The sequence below is a fragment of the Erythrobacter sanguineus genome (genome assembly GCF_900143235.1).
Lineage (GTDB): Bacteria > Pseudomonadota > Alphaproteobacteria > Sphingomonadales > Sphingomonadaceae > Erythrobacter > Erythrobacter sanguineus.
In genome coordinates this window covers 131939-154433 of record NZ_FRDF01000002.1, presented here as the reverse complement: position 1 = coordinate 154433, position 22495 = coordinate 131939, and the positions used below count along the sequence as shown (strand labels likewise).

At 62.9% G+C, this 22495-nt stretch carries 22 protein-coding genes and 1 tRNA gene; 13 read left to right on the top strand and 10 right to left on the bottom strand.

Going from position 1 to position 22495, the window contains the following annotated elements; genetic code table 11:
• The first annotated feature begins 57 nt into the window (after window positions 1-57).
• Window positions 58-378 carry a thioredoxin gene (gene trxA / locus BUA05_RS02025; protein ID WP_072672995.1) on the top strand — a complete coding sequence of 107 codons (321 nt, stop codon included), beginning with the start codon at window positions 58-60 and terminating at the stop codon, window positions 376-378.
• Between the two features lie 45 nt (window positions 379-423).
• Here the strand turns inward: trxA and BUA05_RS02020 are convergent, their stop codons facing one another.
• Window positions 424-1218: an inositol monophosphatase family protein gene (locus BUA05_RS02020; RefSeq protein WP_072672994.1), complete on the bottom strand. Its 795-nt coding sequence runs from the start codon at window positions 1216-1218 to the stop codon at window positions 424-426.
• The gene (gene argJ, locus BUA05_RS02015) at window positions 1215-2441 is read right to left on the bottom strand and encodes a bifunctional glutamate N-acetyltransferase/amino-acid acetyltransferase ArgJ (RefSeq protein WP_072672993.1); all 1227 of its coding nucleotides are present in this window, start codon (window positions 2439-2441) and stop codon (window positions 1215-1217) included. The genes BUA05_RS02020 and argJ overlap by 4 nt, the downstream gene beginning before the upstream one ends.
• A 45-nt stretch (window positions 2442-2486) precedes the next feature.
• Between argJ and BUA05_RS02010 the strand changes: the two genes are divergently transcribed.
• The 3 genes from BUA05_RS02010 (at window position 2487) to BUA05_RS02000 (ending at window position 6479) form a co-directional block, all read left to right on the top strand.
• The gene (locus tag BUA05_RS02010; RefSeq protein ID WP_072672992.1) at window positions 2487-2819 is read left to right on the top strand and encodes a hypothetical protein; all 333 of its coding nucleotides are present in this window, start codon (window positions 2487-2489) and stop codon (window positions 2817-2819) included.
• A 112-nt stretch (window positions 2820-2931) separates the two neighbouring features.
• Window positions 2932-5691, top strand: coding sequence for a preprotein translocase subunit SecA (secA, locus tag BUA05_RS02005; protein WP_072672991.1), 2760 nt, complete (start codon window positions 2932-2934; stop codon window positions 5689-5691).
• Window positions 5692-5723: 32 nt separating this feature from the next.
• Window positions 5724-6479 (top strand): sulfite exporter TauE/SafE family protein, encoded by a 756-nt coding sequence (locus BUA05_RS02000; RefSeq protein ID WP_072672990.1) that lies wholly within the window; start codon window positions 5724-5726, stop codon window positions 6477-6479.
• A gap of 36 nt (window positions 6480-6515) precedes the next feature.
• Here BUA05_RS02000 and BUA05_RS01995 read toward each other — a convergent pair whose 3' ends face one another.
• From BUA05_RS01995 to BUA05_RS01985, 3 genes are all read right to left on the bottom strand, one after another.
• Window positions 6516-7172 carry a class I SAM-dependent methyltransferase gene (locus BUA05_RS01995; protein WP_072672989.1) on the bottom strand — a complete coding sequence of 219 codons (657 nt, stop codon included), beginning with the start codon at window positions 7170-7172 and terminating at the stop codon, window positions 6516-6518.
• A complete protein-coding gene (locus BUA05_RS01990; protein WP_072672988.1) occupies window positions 7172-8386 on the bottom strand; it encodes a BtaA family protein in 1215 nt (404 codons plus the stop codon). The genes BUA05_RS01995 and BUA05_RS01990 overlap by 1 nt, the downstream gene beginning before the upstream one ends.
• 104 nt (window positions 8387-8490) lie before the next feature.
• Window positions 8491-9441: a threonine ammonia-lyase gene (locus BUA05_RS01985; protein WP_072672987.1), complete on the bottom strand. Its 951-nt coding sequence runs from the start codon at window positions 9439-9441 to the stop codon at window positions 8491-8493.
• Window positions 9442-9735: 294 nt separating this feature from the next.
• On the opposite strand from BUA05_RS01985, the gene BUA05_RS01980 reads away from it, so the two are divergent.
• The 4 genes from BUA05_RS01980 to BUA05_RS01965 are packed head-to-tail and all read left to right on the top strand — an operon-like array spanning window position 9736 to window position 13206.
• Entirely contained in the window at window positions 9736-10974 is a 1239-nt protein-coding gene (locus BUA05_RS01980) for a saccharopine dehydrogenase family protein (protein ID WP_072673085.1), read from the top strand.
• 56 nt (window positions 10975-11030) lie between these two features.
• The gene (locus BUA05_RS01975) at window positions 11031-11417 is read left to right on the top strand and encodes a GxxExxY protein (RefSeq protein WP_072672986.1); all 387 of its coding nucleotides are present in this window, start codon (window positions 11031-11033) and stop codon (window positions 11415-11417) included.
• Window positions 11418-11477: 60 nt separating this feature from the next.
• A complete protein-coding gene (locus tag BUA05_RS01970) occupies window positions 11478-12671 on the top strand; it encodes a carboxynorspermidine decarboxylase (protein WP_072672985.1) in 1194 nt (397 codons plus the stop codon).
• Window positions 12672-12708: 37 nt separating this feature from the next.
• A complete protein-coding gene (locus BUA05_RS01965) occupies window positions 12709-13206 on the top strand; it encodes a YbjN domain-containing protein (protein ID WP_072672984.1) in 498 nt (165 codons plus the stop codon).
• Between the two features lie 9 nt (window positions 13207-13215).
• Here BUA05_RS01965 and BUA05_RS01960 read toward each other — a convergent pair whose 3' ends face one another.
• Complete coding sequence (locus BUA05_RS01960; RefSeq protein ID WP_072672983.1) at window positions 13216-14298, bottom strand: DUF3137 domain-containing protein; 1083 nt, start codon at window positions 14296-14298, stop codon at window positions 13216-13218.
• Between the two features lie 84 nt (window positions 14299-14382).
• Between BUA05_RS01960 and BUA05_RS01955 the strand changes: the two genes are divergently transcribed.
• Both BUA05_RS01955 and BUA05_RS01950 read left to right on the top strand, forming a co-directional pair.
• The gene (locus BUA05_RS01955) at window positions 14383-14955 is read left to right on the top strand and encodes a LemA family protein (protein ID WP_086616573.1); all 573 of its coding nucleotides are present in this window, start codon (window positions 14383-14385) and stop codon (window positions 14953-14955) included.
• Between the two features lie 328 nt (window positions 14956-15283).
• Window positions 15284-16489 carry a type III PLP-dependent enzyme gene (locus BUA05_RS01950; RefSeq protein WP_072672982.1) on the top strand — a complete coding sequence of 402 codons (1206 nt, stop codon included), beginning with the start codon at window positions 15284-15286 and terminating at the stop codon, window positions 16487-16489.
• 62 nt (window positions 16490-16551) lie between these two features.
• Here BUA05_RS01950 and BUA05_RS01945 read toward each other — a convergent pair whose 3' ends face one another.
• The 3 genes from BUA05_RS01945 to BUA05_RS01935 form a co-directional block, all read right to left on the bottom strand.
• Complete coding sequence (locus BUA05_RS01945; RefSeq protein ID WP_072672981.1) at window positions 16552-17631, bottom strand: HD-GYP domain-containing protein; 1080 nt, start codon at window positions 17629-17631, stop codon at window positions 16552-16554.
• 334 nt (window positions 17632-17965) lie between these two features.
• Window positions 17966-18040, bottom strand: a tRNA-Asn gene (locus tag BUA05_RS01940).
• A gap of 185 nt (window positions 18041-18225) precedes the next feature.
• Window positions 18226-19020: an NAD kinase gene (locus BUA05_RS01935; RefSeq protein ID WP_072672980.1), complete on the bottom strand. Its 795-nt coding sequence runs from the start codon at window positions 19018-19020 to the stop codon at window positions 18226-18228.
• Between the two features lie 151 nt (window positions 19021-19171).
• Here BUA05_RS01935 and BUA05_RS01930 point away from each other — a divergent pair, with 151 nt between their 5' ends.
• From BUA05_RS01930 to BUA05_RS01920, 3 genes are all read left to right on the top strand, one after another.
• Window positions 19172-20002: an EAL domain-containing protein gene (locus BUA05_RS01930; RefSeq protein ID WP_072672979.1), complete on the top strand. Its 831-nt coding sequence runs from the start codon at window positions 19172-19174 to the stop codon at window positions 20000-20002.
• Window positions 20003-20523: 521 nt separating this feature from the next.
• Entirely contained in the window at window positions 20524-20643 is a 120-nt protein-coding gene (locus tag BUA05_RS01925; protein WP_072672978.1) for a light-harvesting protein, read from the top strand.
• Between the two features lie 53 nt (window positions 20644-20696).
• Window positions 20697-20909, top strand: a complete 213-nt coding sequence (locus BUA05_RS01920) for a light-harvesting protein (protein WP_143150231.1) — start codon at window positions 20697-20699, stop codon at window positions 20907-20909.
• Window positions 20910-21040: 131 nt separating this feature from the next.
• Here BUA05_RS01920 and BUA05_RS01915 read toward each other — a convergent pair whose 3' ends face one another.
• The gene (locus tag BUA05_RS01915) at window positions 21041-22453 is read right to left on the bottom strand and encodes a PucC family protein (RefSeq protein ID WP_072672976.1); all 1413 of its coding nucleotides are present in this window, start codon (window positions 22451-22453) and stop codon (window positions 21041-21043) included.
• Window positions 22454-22495 lie beyond the last annotated feature (42 nt).

The window sequence follows — 22495 nt, the reverse complement described above, 5'->3', positions numbered from 1 at the left end:
AGATTGCATTCACGCGTCCGGGGCTTCTATGCTTGCCGGCGAACAGGAGAATGCGAAATGGCCACCGTCAACGTCACCGATGCCAGCTTCCAGACCGATGTGCTGGGCAGCGAAACCCCCGTGCTGGTCGATTTCTGGGCCGACTGGTGCGGCCCGTGCAAGATGATCGCTCCCGCGCTTGAGGAAATCAGCGAGGAACTGGCCGGACAGGTCACGATTGCCAAGGTCGACATCATGGAGAACACCGATATCGCCGCGCAGATGGGCGTGCAGTCGATCCCGCTGATGGTGCTGTTCAAGAACGGCCAGCCGGTTGCCCGCAAGGTTGGCGCCGCACCCAAAGGCCAGCTCAAGGCCTGGATCGAAGGCGAGCTGTAATCGCCACAGCGTCATCCCGGTTTGCGCCGGGATTACGCAAGATCACTATCCGATCACCCGGGCGATGAATTCGTCCCAGATCGCCGGGCTGGACGCCCCGACCAGACCGGGCTTGTCCTGTTCGTCAACGCGGTATTCGCTCCCGTCGAGCCGCGCTGCTTTGCCGCCTGCCTCGTTCAGCCACAGCACGCCGGCGGCGTGATCCCAGGCAAGGGTGCGTTTGAAGCTGGAAACGTCGTTTTCCCCCAGCGCAAGGCGCGGATATTGCTCGGCGGCGCAGCGCGGGATGTCCACCAGCGAATAATGCGGGGCAAGTCTGGCATCGACCATCGCCGATTGTTCGGGGGTGAGGAAAATGCGGCTGACGGCGCTGACTGGCCGCTCCTGCCCGGTGGTGCGCGCGGTGATCCGTGTCCCATTCACGAACGCGCCTTCGCCTGCGCGGGTGTGGCAGAAACGATCCCTGTTCGGATCATAGATCCATCCCGCCACCGCGCGGCCCGCATCGGCGAGCGCGATGATGATCCCGAACGGCTCTTTCCCTTCGGCGAAGTTGGCGGTGCCGTCGAGCGGGTCGATGATCCAGCATTGCCCGGAAAGCGCCTCCAGCACGGCCTTGTCGGCATGGACAGCTTCCTCGCCCACCACGGCAACGCCGGGGGCAAGCCTGGTGAGCGCTTCGGTGAGAAAAGCCTCCACTTCGCGGTCGACGATGGTGACGGGGTCATCCACGCCCTTCATTTCGACCTCGTGATCGGCAAGCTGGCGGAAGCGCGGCAGGATTGAACGCTGCGCGGCAAAGCGCATAAGATCGCGGATTTCGTCATCCAGCGCGCTCATGACCGGTAATCCGCGTTGATCGCGATGTAGCCGTGGGTAAGATCGCAGGTCCAAACCGTAGCGTGGCCTTCTCCAAGGCCAAGATCGACCGCGATGTCGATATCCTCGCCCTTGAGATGCGCGGCAACCGGGGTCTCGTCATAATCGTCCACCGGGAGGCCGTTCTTCGCGGCCCACACACCGCCAAACGCGATTGAAAGCCGGTCGCGGTCGGCCGGTTCGCCCGCCTTGCCGACCGCCATGACCACGCGGCCCCAGTTCGCATCGCCGCCCGCGATGGCGGTTTTGACCAGCGGCGAATTGGCGATGGCCAATCCGATGCGGCGCGCGCTGTCATCGCTCACCGCGCCGCTAACGCGGATGGTGATGAATTTGGCGGCACCCTCGCCATCACGCACGACGGATTGCGCAAGATTGCGGCACACATCGGCGAGCGCTGCGGCAAAAGCGTCCGCGCCGGGGCTGTGCCAGCCTTCGATCCGGGCATTGCCCGCCCGGCCCGTGGCAAAAACAAGCACCGTGTCGCTGGTCGAGGTGTCGCCATCGACGGTGATGCAGCTGAAAGTCGCCGCATTGGCGCGTTCCAGCATCTCTTGCAAGAATACTGGCGCGATATCGGCATCGGTGAAGATGTAACCCAGCATCGTCGCCATGTCGGGCGCGATCATGCCGCTGCCCTTGATGATCCCGGCCAGTTCGACCCGCGTTTCGCCCAGCATCGCGCTGGCGCCTGCGCCCTTGGCAAAGGTGTCGGTGGTGCCGATCGCGACCGCGGCATCCTGCCAGCCGCAGGGCTGCGCGACCAGCGCCGCTGCGACCCCGGCCCGTGCCTTGTCCTTGGGCAGCGGCACGCCGATCACCCCGGTGGAGGAGACGAACACCTCGTCGGCCCCGCATCCCAGCGCTGCGCTCACCTGTGCCTGAATGGCCTCCACCGCCTCGCGCCCGCGATAACCGGTAAAGGCGTTGGCATTGCCCGCATTGACGATCAGGGCCTGTGCGCGTCCCCGTTTTACGGCCGCGCGGCCCAGTTCGACCTCGGATGATGCGCAGGCGCTTTTGGTGAAGACGCCAGCAATGCTGGTGCCTTCGGCCAGTTCAACATAGGTCAGGTCGCAGCGGTCCCATGCTTTGTAATGCGCGCGGGCGACACGCAAGGTCACCCCAGCAATCGCGGGCATGGCAGGGAAGGGGCGGGCAAGCGGAGAGCGGTCGATCTGCATGGGGCAAAGCCTCTAGGCGGGGGATGCCTTGCAGTAAATGCGCGAATGCCGGTGGACGAATGCTGCGGGATTCCCTATCTGGTTGCCACCATGACCCGGCAATTCTTCGCCCTTCTGGCCTTGCTTACCGGCCTTGCTGCGATTGGCAGCCCGGCGAATGCTGGTGTGGCGGCGTCACTGGCCGAAGCGCTGGCGTGCGATTCCAGCATTGCCGCTGCTGCCGGGGATGAGGCTGTCCGCGCAGAAACTGCGCCCGCGCAGGCCGTCCCGGCCACGATCCGCGAAAGCCGCGCTGCAGAAACGCCTGAACCACGCCCGGCCATGCCGGCGTCGCTGCGTCTGCCGGTGCTGATGGGGATCGAACGCGCCTACGAATAGGCGCCGTTTTCGTTGATTTCCCGATGCTTCCTGCGCTGCAACCATGCGCGCAACTCCCGCATAGATTCCGGCCCGCACACAGGGCTGCACCGCTTAAAGGCACGCCTGACACATGCTCAACACGATCATCAAATCCGTCTTTGGTTCGGCCAATGACCGTTATGTTAAATCGCTGCGCAAGCTTGTTTCCCAGATCAACGCCCTTGAACCGCAGCTTCAGGCGCTGTCCGATGATGAACTGAAGGCCCAGACCACCAAGCTGCGCGGCCTTGTCGATAATGGCGCCAAGCTTGACGACATCCTGCCCGAAGCTTTTGCCACCGTGCGCGAGGCATCGGTGCGGGTGTTCGGCATGCGCCATTTCGATGTCCAGCTGATCGGCGGCATCGTGCTCCACCGCGGCGAAATCGCCGAAATGCGCACCGGCGAGGGCAAGACTCTGATGGCGACGCTGGCGGTCTATCTGAACGCGATTGAGGGCAAGGGCGTGCACGTCGTGACCGTCAATGATTACCTTGCCCGGCGCGATGCGGCAGAGATGGGGCGGCTGTATAACTGGCTCGGCCTCACTGTCGGGGTGATCGTGCCCAGCATGCCCGAGGAAATGAAGCGCGACGCCTATCACGCCGACATCACCTACGGCACCAACAACGAATTCGGCTTTGATTACCTGCGCGACAACATGAAGCATGAACGCCTTGCCATGTGCCAGCGCCCGTTCAATTTCGCGATTGTCGACGAGGTCGATTCGATCCTGATCGACGAGGCGCGCACCCCGCTGATCATCTCCGGCCCCACGGAAGACAAGTCCGATCTCTATATCGCGCTGGACGAGGTCGCGCGCGAGATCCCCGTGGACTGGCTCGACATCGATGAGAAGGTCAAGCGCGTTCAGCTGACCGAGGACGGGCTGGAGGAAATCGAAAAGCTGCTGATCGAAAAGGGTCTGCTGGCCACCAGCAATCTTTACGATGTCGAGAACACCCAGGTCGTCCACCACCTTGATCAGGCGCTGGTCGCCGTTTTCGCCCGCAAGCGCGATACGGACTACATCGTCAAGGATGGCAAGGTCATCATCATCGACGAATTCACTGGCCGCATGATGGAGGGGCGGCGCTGGTCGAACGGGCTGCATCAGGCGGTCGAGGCCAAGGAAGGCGTGAAGATCGAGCCTGAAAACCAGACCATGGCCTCGATCACCTTCCAGAACTATTTCCGGATGTATCCCAAGCTATCCGGCATGACCGGTACCGCGGCCACCGAGGCAGCCGAATTCTGGGACATCTACAAGGTCGGCGTGGTCGAAATTCCGACCAACCTGCCGGTTGCCCGCATCGACGAGGAAGACGAATTCTACAAGAATACGGTCGATAAATTCGGCGCGATTGCCAAGGCGATCAAGGAGAAGAACGAGCTCGGCCAGCCGGTGTTGGTCGGCACGGTGTCGATCGAGAAGTCCGAATTGCTCAGCCAGTTCCTCGACAAGGAAGGCGTCGAGCATGCGGTGCTCAACGCCCGCATGCACGAACAGGAAGCGCGCATCGTTGCCCAGGCGGGCCGCCTTGGCGCGGTCACCATCGCCACCAACATGGCCGGGCGCGGCACGGACATCCAATTGGGCGGCAATATTGATTACCGCGTCCAGGATGAACTCGGTGAAATGCCTGAAGGGCCCGAGCGCGAAGAAGCCATCGCCCGGATCAAGGCCGAGGTCGCGGCTGAAAAGAAGCAGGTGATCGCCGCGGGCGGCCTGTTCGTGCTCGGCACCGAACGGCACGAATCGCGCCGGATCGACAACCAGCTGCGCGGCCGTTCGGGCCGTCAGGGCGATCCGGGCCTGTCGCGTTTCTACCTGTGTCTTGAAGATGACCTGCTGCGCATCTTCGGCCCTGACACGCTGTTTTCCAAGATGATGAAATCGAACCTCGCCGATGGCGAGGCGATCGGTTCCAAGTGGCTGTCGAAGGCGATCGAAACCGCCCAGAAGAAGGTCGAGGCGCGCAATTACGACATGCGCAAGCAGGTCGTGCAATATGACGATGTGATGAACGACCAGCGCAAGGTCGTGTATGAACAGCGCGCTGAGATCATGGATTCCGAAGCGGTCGATGATGTCGTGGTCGATATGCGGCATGACACGATCAACACCATCGTCGGCACTGCCTGCCCGCCGGGATCCTATCCCGAACAATGGGACATGGAAGGCCTCAAGACCAAGGTCGAGGACATCTTCGGCCTCCAGCCGCCGTTCGACGAATGGCTGGCCGAAGATCAGGTCGAACCCGAACTGCTCGAAGAACGTCTGCGGACGCTGACCGATGCGATGACCGAGGAAAAGATGGCCACCAACGCGCCGACCTGGCGGATCGTGGAAAAGGACGTGCTGCTGCGCCAGCTCGATTATCACTGGAAGGAACACCTCGCCACATTGGACGCGCTGCGGCAGGTGATCTGGATGCGCTCGATCGCGCAGAAGCAGCCGATCAACGAATACAAGCAGGAAGCCTTCGGCCTGTTCGAATCGATGCTCGATACCCTGCGCGAGGAAGTGACCAAGATCCTGTTCCGTGCAGAACTGCGGATCGAGCCGCCGCAGGTGCAAAGCTTGCCCGAACTGCCTGATTTCCTCACCGGCCATATCGACCCGCTGACCGGGCTCGACAATTCGAACGACGGTGACGGATCGGAACTGCGGCCCGAATTGTTCGGTTCGCTCGCCGGAAGCCCGCGGGCAGCTTCGGGGCCGGGCGGTGCCAATCCCGACAATCCCTTCGCCAATCTCGACATCAGCCGCAATGCGCCGTGCCCGTGCGGCAGCGGCAACAAGTACAAGCACTGTCACGGCGCGGTCGGCGCCAAGCAGATCGTCTGAGCCGCCACCAGCGCGCGGCAGGGGGCTGAACGATGATCGGGGCGGTGCCCGTGCTGCTGGTGTTCGGCTTCTTTGTCACGGCACTGCTTTATGCCAGTGTCGGGTTTGGCGGAGGGTCCACCTATTCGGCGCTGCTGGCCTTGTCGGGGCTGGATTACCGGTTGCTGCCGCTGGTCTCGCTCGCCTGCAACATCGTGGTCGTGGTTGGCGCCAGCATCCGCTTTGCGCGTGCGGGCATCACGCCGTGGCGGCCTGCACTGGTGCTGGTAGGCCTTGCCGCACCGGCGAGCTTTCTGGGCGGTCTGATACCGATCGGACGCGAGGCGTTCCTGACCTTGCTAGGAGCAAGTCTCGTGCTTACCAGCCTTACCATGCTGGTGCCCGTGGCCGAGGAACGCGCGGGCGAGCCGACCGGGTTTGCGCGGTTGATGCCGTTTGTCGCCCCGCCGCTGGGGTTCCTTGCCGGGCTGGTGGGGATCGGCGGGGGCATTTTCCTTGCCCCGCTGCTGCATCTGGCGCGCTGGCAGGGGCCGCGGGCCATTGCGGCGACGGCCAGCCTGTTCATCCTTGTCAATTCGCTGTTCGGTCTGGCCGGGCAGCTTATCAAGCACGGCCCCGGCATGATGGGGCAGGCAATCGGCGCGGCATTGCCCTTGCTGCTGGCGGTGATCATCGGCGGGCAGATCGGCAGCCTGCTGGCCGCACGCCTGTTGCCGCTGCAATGGATCCGCTGGCTGACGGCGCTGCTGGTGCTGGTGGTGGGGGCAAGGCTGCTCGCCGGGGTCTGAAGACCTGTCTGAAGGCCGGTGTGAAGGCCGTATCCCTCATTCTTCCGCCCGCAAAACGTGGATCTGGTAATAGCCACCCGGGCCGCGGGTGCTGACAAGGCTCAGCCCGCGCGCGGCGGCGATGCGCGCGGCGGCTTCGCCCATGGTGACGCGCGGGGCCACATGGAACCTCGCCAGCCACGCGCGCAGCATCCCCGCGAGGGGGCCGGGCAGGCCCGCAAGATCGCCGAAATCGACCACGTGCAGCGTGCCGCCCTTCGCCAGCACACTGGCCGCATGATCCAGCGCGGCTTCCCAGTCGGGGATCATCGACAGCGAATAGGACAGCACGATCCGTTCAAAACCCGGCTCGCCCAGCAGGGCGTGCGGATCGAAGGCACAGGCATCGCCTTGGCCCAGCCGCGCCGCCGTGCCCAGCGCGGCGCGCGCGCTCTTGAGCATTTCTGCCGAGATATCGAGGCCGAACAGGCGCACACCCGGCCATGTCTTGCCGATCCTTGCCAGGTTGCGGCCCGTCCCGCAGGCGACTTCCAGCACCCGCATCCCCGGTTGCGCCGCCAGCCCGGAAATCAGGGCGTCGCGCCCGAACAGGTAGTATTTGCGCGTGACATCATAGATATGGCGCTGCCCGCGATAGACCTCGTCCATCAGCGCGGCGTGGCCGGGGTTCGATCCGGAACTGCCGGATGCCATCAGGCCAGCTCGTAAACATGCACGCCGCCATAGATCGATGAACGATCGCGGCGGGTGAGATCGGCAGAGGTTTCGTCGAGATAGCGCCACTGGCCCAGTATCTCCGCATCCAGCCGCCCTGGCAGCAGGCTGGGTTCAGCCGCGGTGCGGAACAGCACGCGTGCGCCGGGGCGGCTGGCGCGGGTGATCCGGTGCCACAGATCGTCAAGCTGGGCGTTGTTCATCCAGTCCTGCGCATCGAGCAGCACGAACCGGTCCAGGCTCGCCTCCTCGCGCGCGCCGATCCAGTCGGCCATGTTGGCGCGGGTCACGTCGAGCCGGTCAACCCGATCTTTCATCGCGTCCCAGTTGGCGCGCTGGAGATAGGGCGGCAGCGGCGCGCCCTCGGCCCGCGAATAGCCGCGCCCGAAGGCCTGCCAGGCGAAGTAGTTATCTTTCACCGCGAAATCGCAGGCGAGCTTTTCCAGCCGCCGCCGCAGCACTTCGGCCATGCGTTGATCGCCTGCGAGGTGTTCGAACTGCGCTGGCGGAATGCCAAGCCCGAACAGTGAGGCGGGCTGATCGGTCAACCAGCGGATGAACGCCTTGTCGAACACCGGGGCCAGTTCGCGTTCGAACACGTCGCGCTGTTCTTCCAGCGTCTGCGCCTCCAGCACATTCGACAGGTCGATCTTGTAAAGCTTGGCAAAGACATGGGCCAAGCCGATGAAATTGCCGAGCAACCCCTGCCGGTAAATGCCACGCGTGAAGTATGAGATGCGCCTGCGCCCGCGGATGTCGCGCTTTTCCCAATAGGCGCGGCTGTCGGCATCCAGATGCGGCGCGATCATGGTCTTGTAGACCGCGCTGTTTTCCTTGTGATCGGCATGGGCGAAGAAGCGGTGGAACCGCTCGTAATTGGGCAGGTGCCGGATCGCCGCGATCTTGAGCCGTCCCAGTGCCACGTGCGCCTTGTTCAGATCAACCGCGGTCACGCTGGCGGGATTGGCGGTGAGATAGGACAGCGCGTTGCAACTGCCGCTGGCGATGCACATCACGCGGGCTTCCGGGTGGATATCGAGCCCTTCCATATCCACCACCGGGTCTTCCCAGATCTGGGCATAGACCAGCCCCCTGAACGCCAAGGCGAAAGCCTTGTCGAGCAGCTTGTCGCCAAGCCCTGCGTCCTTGCGCATCACCGCATCCTCGATGATCCGCTTTGCCTGTGCTGCCATGCGACCCTTATCCTTCCTGACGTCGCCTTCCCTTACGGCAAGCAGCGATCATTACGCGGCAATCATAGGGGCGGAGCGTGTCGGCAATATGACGCTATCGGCCACTATCCTTCCGACAGCATCCGCGCATAGGCCGCCGGATCGGCATTGCCGCCGGTCAGCATGATGACGGTATCGGCGTCCACCGGCACCTTGCCCTCCAGCGCCGCCGCCAGCGCCGCCGCGCCGCCGGGTTCCAGCACGAGCCGCAGGTTGGCAAAGGCAAAGCGCTGGGCAGTGCGCACTTCGGCATCGGTCACGGTCACGCCGGGTTCGGCGCGGTTTTTGAGCAGGTCGAGGTTGAGCGATTTGGTCGCGGTCGGTTGCAGCGCGTCGCAGATGGTCGTGGGCGCGTGCGGGCCGGCATGGATGATTTCGCCCGCAGCCAGCGCCTGCCCGACCATGTCCCAGCCTTGCGGTTCGACAATGTGGATCGCGCTGCCGGGCGCGCCCAGCGCCAGCCCCGCCGCCAGCCCGCCTCCGCCGCAGCAGGCGATGATCCGGCTGGGCGCGCGGCCCAGTTGCGCAGCCGCCTCGATCGCGGCGCTGCCTTGCCCTTCGATCACCCACGGATCGCCAAAGGCATGCACCAGCGTGCCGCCACGTTCTGCGATGAGTTCGGCTGCGACCGCGTCGCGGTCCTCGCCTGGGCGTTCATACAGCACCACCTCGGCCCCCAGCGCCCGTGTGTTGGCCAGCTTCACCTGCGGCGCATCGCGCGGCATCACGATGGCCGCGTCTATGCCCAGCCGCCGGGCCGCCCAGGCCACGCCTTGGCCATGATTGCCCGATGATACCGCGACAACGCCGCCTGCGCGTTCTTCCGGCGAAAGGTTGACCAGCCGCCACCACGCGCCCCTGATCTTGAAGGCGCCGATGGGTTGCAGGTTGTCGGCCTTCACCCATGCGCGAACATCACCGATTGCCACCGGCAGCAGCGGCGTGGGTGGCAGGATGCTGGCGATGGCTTGGGCGGCGGCCTGCACGCCTGCGTTTGTGGGGAGTCGTTCAGTCACGGGTTGGGACCTGCCTGTAGGAGACACATGAGACACTGTCCTGAAGCAGAAAACCCGCCCACGCGCAAAGGCGGTGTCGCGGGCAGGGCGGGATAGGCAGGGGCGGGGCGGGCAGCAGCGGGCATTCCGGCATCATCGCAATTCACGCCCGTGTAGGAAATGCGGATCATTTGTCGCCTCGCGCGCATTACAGTAGTGCGTTGCCGCAGTGCTACGTTTCCGAAAACCGGTTCCCACTTTTCGGAGCAATGCTCTAAAGCGCGCGCAAGATTCGCATTACGAAAGGTTCTTATGATGTCGGCAGCACAATCCAGCCCTGTACGCAAACCGGTGCTTGTGATCGGTGCGGGCGGGGTGAGCTCGGTCTGCGTCCACAAGATGGCGTTCAACCCGGATATCTTCCCCGAAATCCACCTTGCCAGCCGCACCAAATCAAAATGCGATGCGATTGCCGCGAGCGTGAAGGCGCGCACGGGCCGCAATGTCGCAACCTATGAAATCGACGCGGAAGAAGTCCCGGCGATGGTGGGCCTGATCCGCAAGACCGGGGCGGGATTGGTGGTGAACCTCGCGCTGCCCTATCAGGATCTGCCGATCATGGATGCCTGCCTTGAAGCGGGCGTGGATTACCTCGACACCGCCAATTACGAGCCCAAGGACGAGGCCAAATTCGAATATCACTGGCAGTGGGCCTATCACGACCGTTACAAGGATGCAGGCCTGATGGCCTTGCTGGGGAGCGGTTTCGATCCGGGCGTCACCAGCGTGTTCACCATGTGGCTCAAGAAGCACAAATTGAAGACCATCCGCCAGCTCGACATTCTCGATTGCAACGGCGGCGATCACGGCCAGCATTTCGCCACCAACTTCAACCCTGAAATCAACATCCGCGAAGTGACCGCGCCCGCGCGCCACTGGGAAAACGGGGAGTGGGTGGAGACCCCGGCCATGTCGAACAAGGTCGAATTCGACTTCGAGGCGGTCGGCCCGAAGAACATGTACATGATGTATCACGAGGAGCTGGAAAGCCTCGCCCGCTTCGTCCCCGAGCTGGAGCGTGCGCGGTTCTGGATGACCTTTGGCGATCAGTACATCACCCACCTCACAGTGCTGCAGAATGTCGGCATGACCTCGATCGAGCCGGTGCGCTATCAGGGCAAGGATATCATCCCGCTGCAATTCCTCGCTGCCGTGCTGCCCAAGCCGGAAAGCCTTGGTGAGACGACCAAGGGCAACACCAATATCGGCGTGATCGCCACCGGCGAGGCGCTGGACGGATCGGGCGAGAAGACGTTCTACATCAAGAACATCTGCAGCCACGAGGCCGCCTATGAGGAGACCGGCAACCAGGCGGTCAGCTACACCACGGGCGTGCCAGCCATGATCGGCGCGGCGATGATGGTGCGCGGCGATTGGCAGGGTGAGGGCGTGTTCAACATCGAACAGATGGACCCCGATCCCTTCATGGACATGCTGAACGCGCACGGCTTGCCGTGGACGGTCGAGGAAATGGATGGGCCGGTCGCGTTCTGAGTTTTTCGTTTCTCGCCGAGGCGCAGAGGAAAGAGAGGCAGGGAGAAGGGCGACGGATGGAGATTGATGAACTTTCCGGCATCGTCGTCGATGAATGCATTGCCCTTCACCGTGAGCTTGGACCGGGTCTCTTCGAGAATGTTTATGAAGCCGTCCTTGCCGGACGACTTGAAAAGCGGGGCTTAAGCGTTTTGCGCCAGTTTCCCGTTCCAGTGGAGATTGACGGGCAGATTTTTGACCCGGCTTTTAGTGTCGATATTCTGGTGGAGGGCAGGCTCGTTCTCGAAATCAAGGCAGTCGAGCGTCTCTCTCAGACGCATATCCGCCAATTGCTGACATATCTTCATCTTCTCAAACAGCCAGTAGGGCTGCTGCTCAATTTCTCCCACGGAACGATGAAGGACGGCATTCGCCGAGTGTCCAACGATCACAACTCCAGCTAATTTCTCCCCGTCTCTCTTTCCTCTGCGTCTCTGCGAGAAACCAAAAGGATTGCCAATCCCATGCAAACCAAAGCCGGTGATCCGGGCGCCTTTGCCCATTTTGAGCTGTCGCGTGTCGATAGCCCCGCCTTCGTGGTCGATGCGGCCAAGCTGCGCGCCAATTGCCGGGTGCTGGCGGACGTGCGCGATGCGGCGGCAGCGGACGGGGCGGATATCAAGGTGTTTGCGGCGCTGAAGGCGTTCAGCATGTGGTCGGCGGCGCCGATCATCGGCGAATATCTCGATGGCGTGTCCACCTCCGGCCTGTGGGAAGCGCGGCTCGCGAGCGAGTTCTACGATGGCGAAATCGCCACCTATTCCGCCGCCTTCAAGCCTGAAGAGCTGGAGGAGATCTGCCGCCTGTCCGATCACGTGATCTTCAATTCGCCCTTCCAGCACAGCCGCGCCCGCCTGATCCTCGACAACGCGGCAGCCAATGGCGCTCCGGTCAGCGTCGGCCTGCGCATCAATCCGCAAGTCGCCACTGGAGAGGTTGCGAAATACGATCCCAGCGCGCCCGGATCACGGCTCGGCTTCCCGCTCGACCAGCTGACCGAGGAACACATGGAGGGGGTGGAGGGCATCCATTTCCACAACCTGTGCGAACAGGACTTCGAGCCGCTAAAGGCCACCTGGGACCGGGTGTTCGACGTGATCGAACCGTTCTTCGGGCAATTGAAATGGATCAACATGGGCGGCGGCCACCACATCACCCGCGCCGATTACCAGCGCGATGAACTGGTCGAATTCCTGAAGGATGCCGCCGAAGATACCGGCTGCCAGATCATCCTGGAACCGGGCGAGGCGGTGGCGCTGGATGCGGGCATTCTGGTCGGCACGCTGCTCGATACGATGTTCAACGAAGTCCCCGTCGGCATTACCGATATCAGCGCGACCTGCCACATGCCCGATGTGCTGGAGGCACCGTATCGCCCCGCCATGCTGGGCGAGCTTGGCGATGACACCATGATCCCGATCCGGCTCGGCGGGCCGTCTTGCCTCGCGGGGGATGTGATCGGCGATTACCGCCTGCCGGTGCCCGCCGAACCCGGCGCGCGGTTCGCGTTCCTTGATCAGGCGCATTATTCGATGGTCAAGACCAACACTTTCAACGGCGTAGCATTGCCATCGATCTGGATGTGGGACAGCGAAACCGATGCGCTCGACTGCATCAAGCGGTTCGACTACGAGGATTTCCGGGATCGCTTGAGCTGACCCGGCATTGCCCGGCCAGTGGGCTGTGGGAGGCCATATGAAATTTGCATCCATCTTCGTCGCGGGTGCGCTGGCGCTTGCAGCCGCACCTGCCGCAGCGCAGGATTATGTTGCCGATCAGGTGAAAAAATCCGTGGTCACCGCCGATCTCGCCGCCGTCGTCGGATCGCTGGGCCATCAGGTCATCGAAGCGGGCGAGGGCGACGAGGTGCTGGTCATCGCCGAAGACGCCAACCAGCTGAAATATGCCCTGATCGGCACCGCCTGCGATGCCGATGACATAAGCGGGTGTCAGGGCGTGATGATGCTGGCGCAGTTCGATCTGCCGCCCGGCACGACCTATGAAACGGTGGCCAATGCCAATCTGCAATATGTCGCGCTCAACATCTGGGTCGATTTCGAGCAGAAGTCACTGGGCTTTGCGCGCTATGTCGTGGTCGATCACGGGGTGACCATGGCCAATATCCGGGAAAACGTGAATGTGCTGCTCGGCCTTGCGCAAGAGGCCTATGCGGTCGCTGCGGGCGAGCAATAGGACGCGGATCTAAAGCCCCTTGCGGCCGAAACCGGCGGCCCGGCGCGGCTGCACCAGCGCGGCAGGCGCGGCCAGTTCCTCGCCCGGTTGCTGATCATGCAGCGCGCGCGGCTGGTCGGGTTGCGGCATCCGCGCCTCGCCCAGCACCCGCCCGCGGGTGGTCTGGTTGATTGCCACCGCCAGCCCCGCCAGCGCGGCGAATTGTTCGGCGGTCTCTTCGGCCCGTGCGCGGTCCTGGGTTGCATCCATCGTGCCGCTTTCGAACAGGTTCTTGCCTTCAACCGCAAGGATCACCTCGCTGCGGCTGAACAAGGCGCGCAGTTCCTTCGCCCCGAAGGCGTTTTCCAGCCGCAGGAGATGTTCGATATACGAAGGGTGTACCAGCACGCGGGCTTCGATCCCGTCATCGCTGAACAGGGCAAATTTTTCGGCAAAGGCCGGGTGCACCTGATCAACCCGATCCAGCCGGTGCCCGTCAAAGCTGACCGTGTCCGCCGCGCCGCCCAGCCCGAGCCACTTGCGGTGCTTGCCCGCGCGCTGCAACAGCGTGGTCGAACGGAACGGGCGGCCAAACCCCATCTGGATGATCACCCCGCGAAACACCGTCACCCAGCGGCGATTCTTGCCCGACCCGCGGCGTTCTTCAAGATGGGCTTCGTACAGATTGAAGCCATGCCCTTCGAGCGTGCCGTGCCAGCGATCCTCGAAGCTGGAGCGCTGGAAGGACGGCACCAGTTCGTAACGCTTGGCCGCCTCGAATTCGGCGCCCGGTTCGACTTCGTGATCATAGGCAATGCCAAGGCTGCGGGCGATGGCCGAATTGATGCCCACCTTGATCTGCTTCTTGGCCTCGGCAATCGGCTGATAGCCCCACACGCCCACGCCAATGATCCCGCCGATGCTGGCGATCATCCGCAGCCCGGCCAGCGCTTCCGGCCCGAACCAGAGGAATGCCAGCGGCGGTAACAGCAGCACCGTCCCCCAGGTCCAGCGGTTGGCAGCCTGTTCCTTCGCGGCGGCGCGCATGTCGACCTGCGAGGCCAGCCATTCGCCCAGTTCGCCCTGCATCAGATTGTTCACATTCGCATGCATGACATTGGGTTTAGCGCGATTGCGTCTGCAATCCCTTAACATTTTCAGGTTATGTCCGCAGCAAGACATTGGAGTGGTTGCATCATGGTTGATATTCTTGGCTCGTTCTGGAGTTCTGCGATGCTGGTCATCGCGGTTGGTCTCGTGCTGCTGTTGATCGGTATCTATAATAGTCTTGTGCGCCTGCGGCAGAATGTGCGGCAGGGCGTGGCGGATATTGATGCGCAGCTGCGCCAGCGCCATGATCTGATCCCCAACCTGGTGGAGACGGTGCAGGGCTATGCCGGGCATGAAGCGGGCACCTTGCAGGCGGTGATTGCCGCGCGCAGCGCTGCTTCGCGGGGCGATCCGTCATCGGGAAGCGAACAGCAGCTGCGCGTCGCGCTCGACAACCTGCTGGCGCTGGGTGAGGCCTATCCCGATCTCAAGGCTTCGGCAAATTTCCAGTCGCTTCAGAACGAACTCGGCGATGTCGAGGACAAGCTGGCCGCTGCCCGCCGTGCGCTGAACGCCGCGGTCGCCCGGTTCAACAGCGCACGCGAAGCCTTCCCGGCGGTGCTGTTTGCCGGATTGCTCGGGTTCGGCGAGGCCGATTTCCATCGGCTCGACGACAGCGAAAAGGGCACGGTCGATCAGGTGCCACGGATCGCTTTCTAGAGCGTTTTCGAGCCGGACGGAACGCCCGGCGGCTCGGAAAGCGCGGCAATCAAGAGCGTTTTCGAGCCGGACGGAACGCCCGGCGGCTCGGAAAACGCTCCAGATGCGACGGATCGCATCAAAATCCGGAACTTTCAGGCCATGCTCCGTTATTGGGGCATGGCCTGTCTTTCAAAAGCATCAGTTCTGCCCGGACCGGGCGTTTTTTCGTTTGCAATTTGGCCGCCACACCCTAAATGCGCGCTTCCGCTGCCCCAAGGGGACTTCCAAACCGCAAGGCAGCTTGTCGTTTTATGGTTTCAACAAACCGTTTTGGGGGTCCCTTGAGTTGCACATCTATCCCGATGCCAAGGCTGTAGTCCGCGACCTTCGTCCGGACGAACCCGTCATTCTCAATCGCCCGCATGCCGCGCGGCGCGCCGCCCGTTTCTTCGTCGAGAAGTTCCCGGGCAAGGTGCTCTATGCGGTGAAGGCCAACCCTGCTCCCGATCTCATCGAGGTGCTGTGGAGCGCTGGCGTGACGCATTATGATGTCGCCTCGATTGCCGAGGTGCGGCTGGTGCGCGGGCTGCTGCCGCAGGCTGTGCTGTGCTTCATGCACCCGGTGAAGACCCCGGCGGCCATCGCGGAAGCCTATTTCGATCACGGGGTGCGCACCTTCAGCCTCGATTCGCTTGAGGAACTGGCAAAGATCGTCGACGCCTGCCGTCACCCCGAAACCGGGGAGCCAGCGCGCGATCTGCGCCTGTGCGTACGGCTGCGTGTGTCGAGCGAGTATTCGGAACTGTCGCTGGCGTCGAAGTTCGGCTGCGATCTTGTCGAAGCGCCCGCGCTGCTGCAGCAGGCCCGCCAGCATTGCGACTGGCTGGGCGTGTGTTTCCATGTCGGCAGCCAGGCCATGACCCCCTTTGCTTTCGTGCAGGCGATGGACCGCACCCGCGCCGCGATTGCCGAGGCGAGCGTGGTGATCGACATGATCGATGTCGGCGGGGGCTTCCCGAGCGCCTATCCCGGCCTGGAACCGCCGCCGCTGGAAGATTACTTCGCGATCATCGCGCGCCATTTCGAAGCGCTGCCGATCGCCTACAACGCCGAGCTGTGGTGCGAACCCGGCCGCGCGCTGAGCGCGGAATACAGCTCGATGATCGTACAGGTGAACAAGCGCCGCGGCGAGGAGCTTTACATCAACGATGGCGCATACGGCGCGCTGTATGATGCTGCCCACGTCGCATGGCGTTTCCCGGTGAAGGCGCTGGAAGACGACCTGATCGAGGACGATGCCGATTTCGCCTTCTACGGCCCGACCTGCGACGATGCCGATTACATGAAGGGGCCGTTTGTTCTGCCTGCCGACATTCAGGCTGGCGATTACATCGAAATCGGCATGATCGGAGCCTATGGCGCGGCGATGAAGACCGGCTTCAACGGCTACGGCGCGGCGCAGGTCGTGATCGTTCAGGACGAACCGATGATGAGCCTGTTCAACGGCACCCGCGTGCGCGAGGCGAGCGATAATGTGGTGAGCCTGAGGTAGGCTTGGCCGTTGCGCGAAATTCCGGTTTTCCGCCAGCCTGACCGGGTCGCGCGTGCCGCTGATCAAGCCGGCAAGGCGGGACTTGTGACGATGGTTTCCTGATCGGGGCAATCAGCCATGCTTTGCGCTTGCGCCGGGACTGCGCCATCGATGCTCAACGCGAAAGCCTGCAGCAATTCGCGGTCGAAGTGGCCGGTTGATGCATACATTATCGCCAGGGCCTCAGCCGGGGACGACGCGGTCTTGTACGACCGGTTCGAGGTCAGGGCATCATACACATCGCAGATCGCGCCCATGCGGGCGATCATCGGTATATCTTCGCCGGCAAGTCCCAGCGGATAACCCGATCCATCGATCTTCTCGTGGTGGAGGCGCGCGACATCGGCGGCTGCGGCGGGCAGATCCGAAACATTCTGAAGCATCAGAAAGCCTTCCTGCGCATGGGACTTCACCCGTTCGAATTCGTCATCGGTCAGGGCGCCCTGCTTGTGCAGGACCTGTGCCGGAATCCGCATCTTGCCGACATCGTGCAACAGACCGGCCAGCCCGCATTCACGCGTTTCAGTCTCGGGCATGCCAAGATGCCGGGCAAGCTTGATCATCAAGGCGCAGACTGCCACCGAATGCAGGTAGGTATATTCGTCCGCCGTCTTCATCCGGATTACATCAAGCAGCATGTTTTCCCCGCGGTCGAACATGCCATCGATTTCCCTGACCAGCGACAGCGCCTCTGCAACCGGAACAGCCTTGCCGAGACGGGCTGAATCAAACAGCTGTGTCACAACCGATTTTGCGCGTGATACCGTGCGCACTGCACGCGCGTGCTGCACGCGATCGGCACGCGTGATCAGCCGCGATCCCGGAATGAAGCGCCGACCCGGTCGCTTGTCGCGATTCTCGCCGATGCGGTGCACGATATAGGGCTCAGCGTCTGCATCTGGCTCCACCTCGTCGATTGGCCCGACCCCCAGCTCATCGTCGATCTCGACATAGGGGATCGCGCAATTGCGGAGCCTGTCGACTTCCGCCTGCGAGGTGAGCGTGAAGCGCTTGCGCCAGAAGGGATGACTGAAAAACGAGCCACCGAAACTGCAGACGTACATTCCGATCCGGGCTTGTTCGGGATTGATACGCCTTATCACGCTTATTGACCTTGTTTGCTGAACCGTTTCGCTGCCTGTTCATTTACCCCTTGTCATTGCAGGCCCGGCTGAACGCGATCCCCGTTGGAAATACGTAGACCGGGGACAGAATTCGTTCACATTGACGGGCAGCACAACCGCGCCGTCGTGGCCCGTTCAGGTCTTGCTGATCGACTGTTGGGAAGCCAGCACAAGCCTCGAACGGACCCCTCCCAAGGTACCGAAACCGAGCGGCGCTGCCGAAACCCCGGCAAGCGGCGCGGGGAAGAATGTGGGGAGGTGTGGGGTATCGTCCCGGCAACTATCTGCCATCATGCAGAAAGCGGGAAAGAAATGGCTCCCCGAGTAGGATTCGAACCTACGGCCAAGTGATTAACAGTCACCTACTCTACCGCTGAGCTATCGGGGAGCAACTCTTCCAAGCGGTCTAAGGAAGAGCGGAAGCGCGCCTATATGGGGCAAGGCGGCGGATTGCAAGGGGGTTTTGGCGAGCTTCGGGGCGGTTTGGCTGCCAAGGGATCGGTGAAGCAGCAAGTCGCCATCCGGGCCACGCCTGGCGGCCTGCAACCTGTGCCTCGCAGGTGTTCGGTCGCCTTACCCGGTCACGAATTGTTCGGCGACGATGCGTTCCTCAAGGCTCTGTCCGGGGTCGAACAGCAAGGTCAGCGCAATGTCGTTGGCGATCGCAAGGCGTACCTCGGCGATGTCGCGCAGTTCCTTCTGGTCGGCGACAGCCGCCACCGGGCGCTTGGCCGGGTCGAGCACCTTGAGGATGATCTTCATCCGGTCAGGCAGGATTGCCCCGCGCCAGCGCCGTGGACGGAACGGGCTGATCGGGGTGAGGGCGAGCAGCTTGCTGTCCAGGGGCAGGATCGGGCCGTTGGCCGAAAGGTTATAGGCGGTCGAACCGGCCGGGGTCGATACCAGCACCCCGTCGCATACCAGCTCGGCTATGCGCACCCTGTCGCCCACCGTGACCTCGATCTTGGCGGTCTGGCGGGTTTCGCGCAGCAGCGAAAGTTCGTTGATCGCGCAAAAAGCGTGGCATTCGCCGTCCTGCGTGATCGCCTCGATCCTGAGCGGCGAGATGCTCCAGCGCCGCGCCCGCGCCACCCGCGCAGCAATCGCGTTGCGCCTGTCATAACGGTTCATCAGGAAGCCGACGGTGCCAAGATTCATGCCATAGGCCGGGATCACCCGACCGGCGTCGATCATCGCGTGGAGCGTGTGCAGCATGAAGCCGTCACCGCCCAGCACCACCACCGCGTCAGCCTCTTCAAGGGGCACCCATTCGCCCTGCCGGGACAGGGTCTCGCACGCCTCCTGGGCGCGCGGGGTATCGGACGCCAGCAGCGCGAGACGTTCGAAAGGTGCTGGATTGCTCGCCATGTTCCCCCTCCCCGGGTGCCATCGCCGATCGTGCCACTTATCCCCGGCGCAGTGCTAGCAGAGCGCCCTGATGTGCCAGATTCGGTCGGATTGCAATTGATGCACGCCAATCGCAGGATGCGCGGCTATAGGTGATGCTGAAAGGGCGCAGATGGAACAGGGCCGGTCATCATTGCGCGGCACGGCGCGCGGCACGTTGCCCGGTGTTCGGCCCGGCATGCTGGAGGCCGATCTGCTGGGCGCGCTTGACCGGCGCGAGATCGAGGTTCTGTTCCAGCCGCAATTCGCCTGCATCAGCGGTGCGGTGGTCGGGGGCGAGGCGCTGGCGCGCTGGCGCCATCCGACACTGGGGGCGATCGGCGCGCGCGATCTGTTCGCGATTGCCGAACGCGCCGCGCTGGTCGCGCCGCTTTCACGCCATGTGGTTGCGCGCGCGCTGGAGGAAGCGGGCACCTGGCCGGACAATCTCACCTTGTCATTGAACATCACGCCCGAGGAACTGGGCGACCCGCGTTTTGCCGCCGATTTCGCCGCGTTGATCGGCCAGTCCGAAATCGCGCCGCAGCGGCTGATGCTGGAGATTACCGAGGACCTGCTGCTGCGCAATCTCGCGCAGGCGGCCAGCGCACTGAAGGCGCTGCGGGGGCTGGGCTTTCGCACCGCGCTGGATGATTTTGGCGCGGGCTTCTGCAATTTCCGCTACCTGCGCGAACTGCCGCTGGATGCGCTCAAGCTTGACAAGGCGATGGTCGATGGCGTCCCCGGCGATCCGACCGCGCTGGCGGTGCTGCGGGCGATCATCGCGCTGGGCAAGGCGCTGGGTCTGGCGATCTATGCCGAAGGGATCGAAAGCGAAATCCAGCGCGCCGCGATCACCGCCGAAGGCTGCGATTACTGGCAAGGCTTCCTGCGCGCCCAACCGATGCCGAGCGACAGCATGCTGGCACTGGCGCGCACAGCGCGCGGCATGGGCCACGGATGACGGGCAGCTTTGCACGGGCGTGACCGGGCCGGGCCTGAGGCGAACAGGCGGTATCGTCGGCCTTGATGGTAAGCCAGGCCAAGGGCTGACTGCGATTTCCTTGGGTCTTGGCTGCTGCTTGCCTGCCTGACCGGCCCCGCGCGATCGATCATTACACCACAAGCCGCAGCGGCCCGCTTTCCGGGTCCGTGAGCCATTGCAGCCGGCGCGACCGGGCCGGTTGCAGGTTGCCTTTTGCAGGCATGGTCAAGGTCTACATATCTTGACATTGCAAAATGTTAGACAAAGTTGACCGTGTGACAAGAAATGCAACACGCAAAGAGCATTAGGCCGCGGACGCCGACTCGATGCCTACGGCCGTTTCACGCCTTCGTGCTGCGGTTCATAGTGAATGGGATGTCCATGCTAAGTGCAGCTTGGGGAACAAGGCTGGGGCCATTACCAAGTTTCTTCGGATGCCGTAATCTGAGAAGGAAGTTCGCCAAACAGCAGCAGATGACGCCAAGCTTTACCCGACCGGCCTGACGGAAGGCCAGGCTCTGGAAATCAACGAAGGTTTGAAGTGGGGGACGCGTATCTATTTCGCGATTGCCCTTGCGGCGCATGTTCTGGCGTTCATTTTGACGCCGTGGCTTGGCTAAGGGAGATAGAACCATGAACGAAGGTCGTATTTTCCTTTATGTCAGCCCCGAATGTGATCCTGCCGATCATGTTTCTCATTCTGGTACTGACATCACTCACCGTGCATTTTGCCATTCTCATCAACACCACATGGTTTGGCGATTTCTTTCAGGGAAGTGCTGGCGAGTTTGCTGCCGCACCGGCCGCAGCCGATGCGATGGCGGCGGCTCCGATGGAAGAGGCGGCACCTGCCGCTGATGCTGCGGAAGCTGCTCCGGCGCGCTAAACGGTCAGAACCCGGCCTGTCTTCAAAGGGCCGGCATCACGATCAGAAAGACCCGGCAGCCAATGCCGGGGCTTTTTTATGCGTCGAACGCATGGGTCAGAACGCCGGTTTGGTCAAAGTCGGCAGGATGCTCATGCGCGCGGCGCAACCCCGGCCACAGCCTTGGGGCGGCGAAGCAATGGCACCATCATGATCAGCGCCGCAGCCAGCAGGATCATCTCGAGCAGGTAGACCAGGATGTATCCATTGGTAACCGGTGGCCATGCGTCCGACAGAATGATGCTGCGGCCCACATCACGAATGATCCCGCCCATCGCAGCGCCGATCCCGGCGGCGGTTGCCTGCACCGCCCCCCATGCACCCAGCGCCATGCCGATCTGGCCTTTCGGGGCATGGCGCATTGTCGCGGTCAGCGTGCCATGGCCGAACAGGCCGGCCCCGCATCCGATCAGCAGCACCCCGATCGAGAACACCGAGGCAGACTGCATCGGCGCTGCGGCGATGATCATCGCGAAGGCGGGCAAGCCCATCAGTGCGCCCACGCCGGACATCCTCACCGGATCACTGCCGCGGCTGAGTATCTGTGATGCCATGGTAAATCCCACCAGACTGCCGCCCGCAAGGATGGCCGTCAGCCGGGTGGTCGTGCCCACCCCGAGGCCCAGCGTCTGACCGCCATAGGGTTCAAGCAGCACATCCGACATGGTGAAGGCCAGCGTCCCGACGCCGATCACCAGCAGACGCCGCCGGGCCTGACCCTGCACAATGAACATGTCCCAGCTTTGCCGGAAGGTCGCGGGGGCTGCAGCCTGATCGGCCATCAAACCGCCCGAGTTCAGCGCCTCCTGTTTCCATGTCGCGATCAGGTTGAGCAACAGGGTAATCAAGGCGCAGGCCTGAATCACCTGAATCAGGCGGCCCGGGGTGAAATCGGCAAGAAATGCTCCAAACGCCAGCGCCGCGACAATCGAACCAACCAGCAGGCTGACATACATCAGCCCGACCACATTGGCCTGCTGGTCTTCGCGCGCCAGATCGGTCGCCAGCGCAAGGCCCACCGTTTGCGTGATATGCACGCCGACCCCGACCAGCAGGATCGCAGCCGCTGCACTGATCTGCCCGATCCATGACGGCCAATCGGCCGATTGCAGCGCGCCTGAAAGAACCAGCAGTGCAAAGGGCATCAGCGCAAGGCCGCCGAACTGGATCATGGTGCCGCGATAGATGTAGGGCACCCGGCGCCAGCCAAGCGCCGATCTATGCGTGTCCGAGCGAAAGCCGATCAGCGCACGAAAAGGCGCGAAAAGCAGGGGCAGGGCCAGCATCACGCCGACAATCGTCGATGCAACCTCAAGCTCGACGATCATCACCCGGTTGAGCGTGCCGACCAGCAGGGTAAGCGATATTCCGACCGAGAACTGGATCAGCGAAAGACGCAGCAGGCGCGACAGGGGCAGATTGTCATCGGCTGCATCGGCAAAAGGCAGCACCCGCTTGCCCCAGCGCGTCCAGATCGAGATCAGTTTTTGATCGAGCCGATTCACCGCTGCTCTTTCGACCTTGCATAATTTTCACGTCACGTTGCA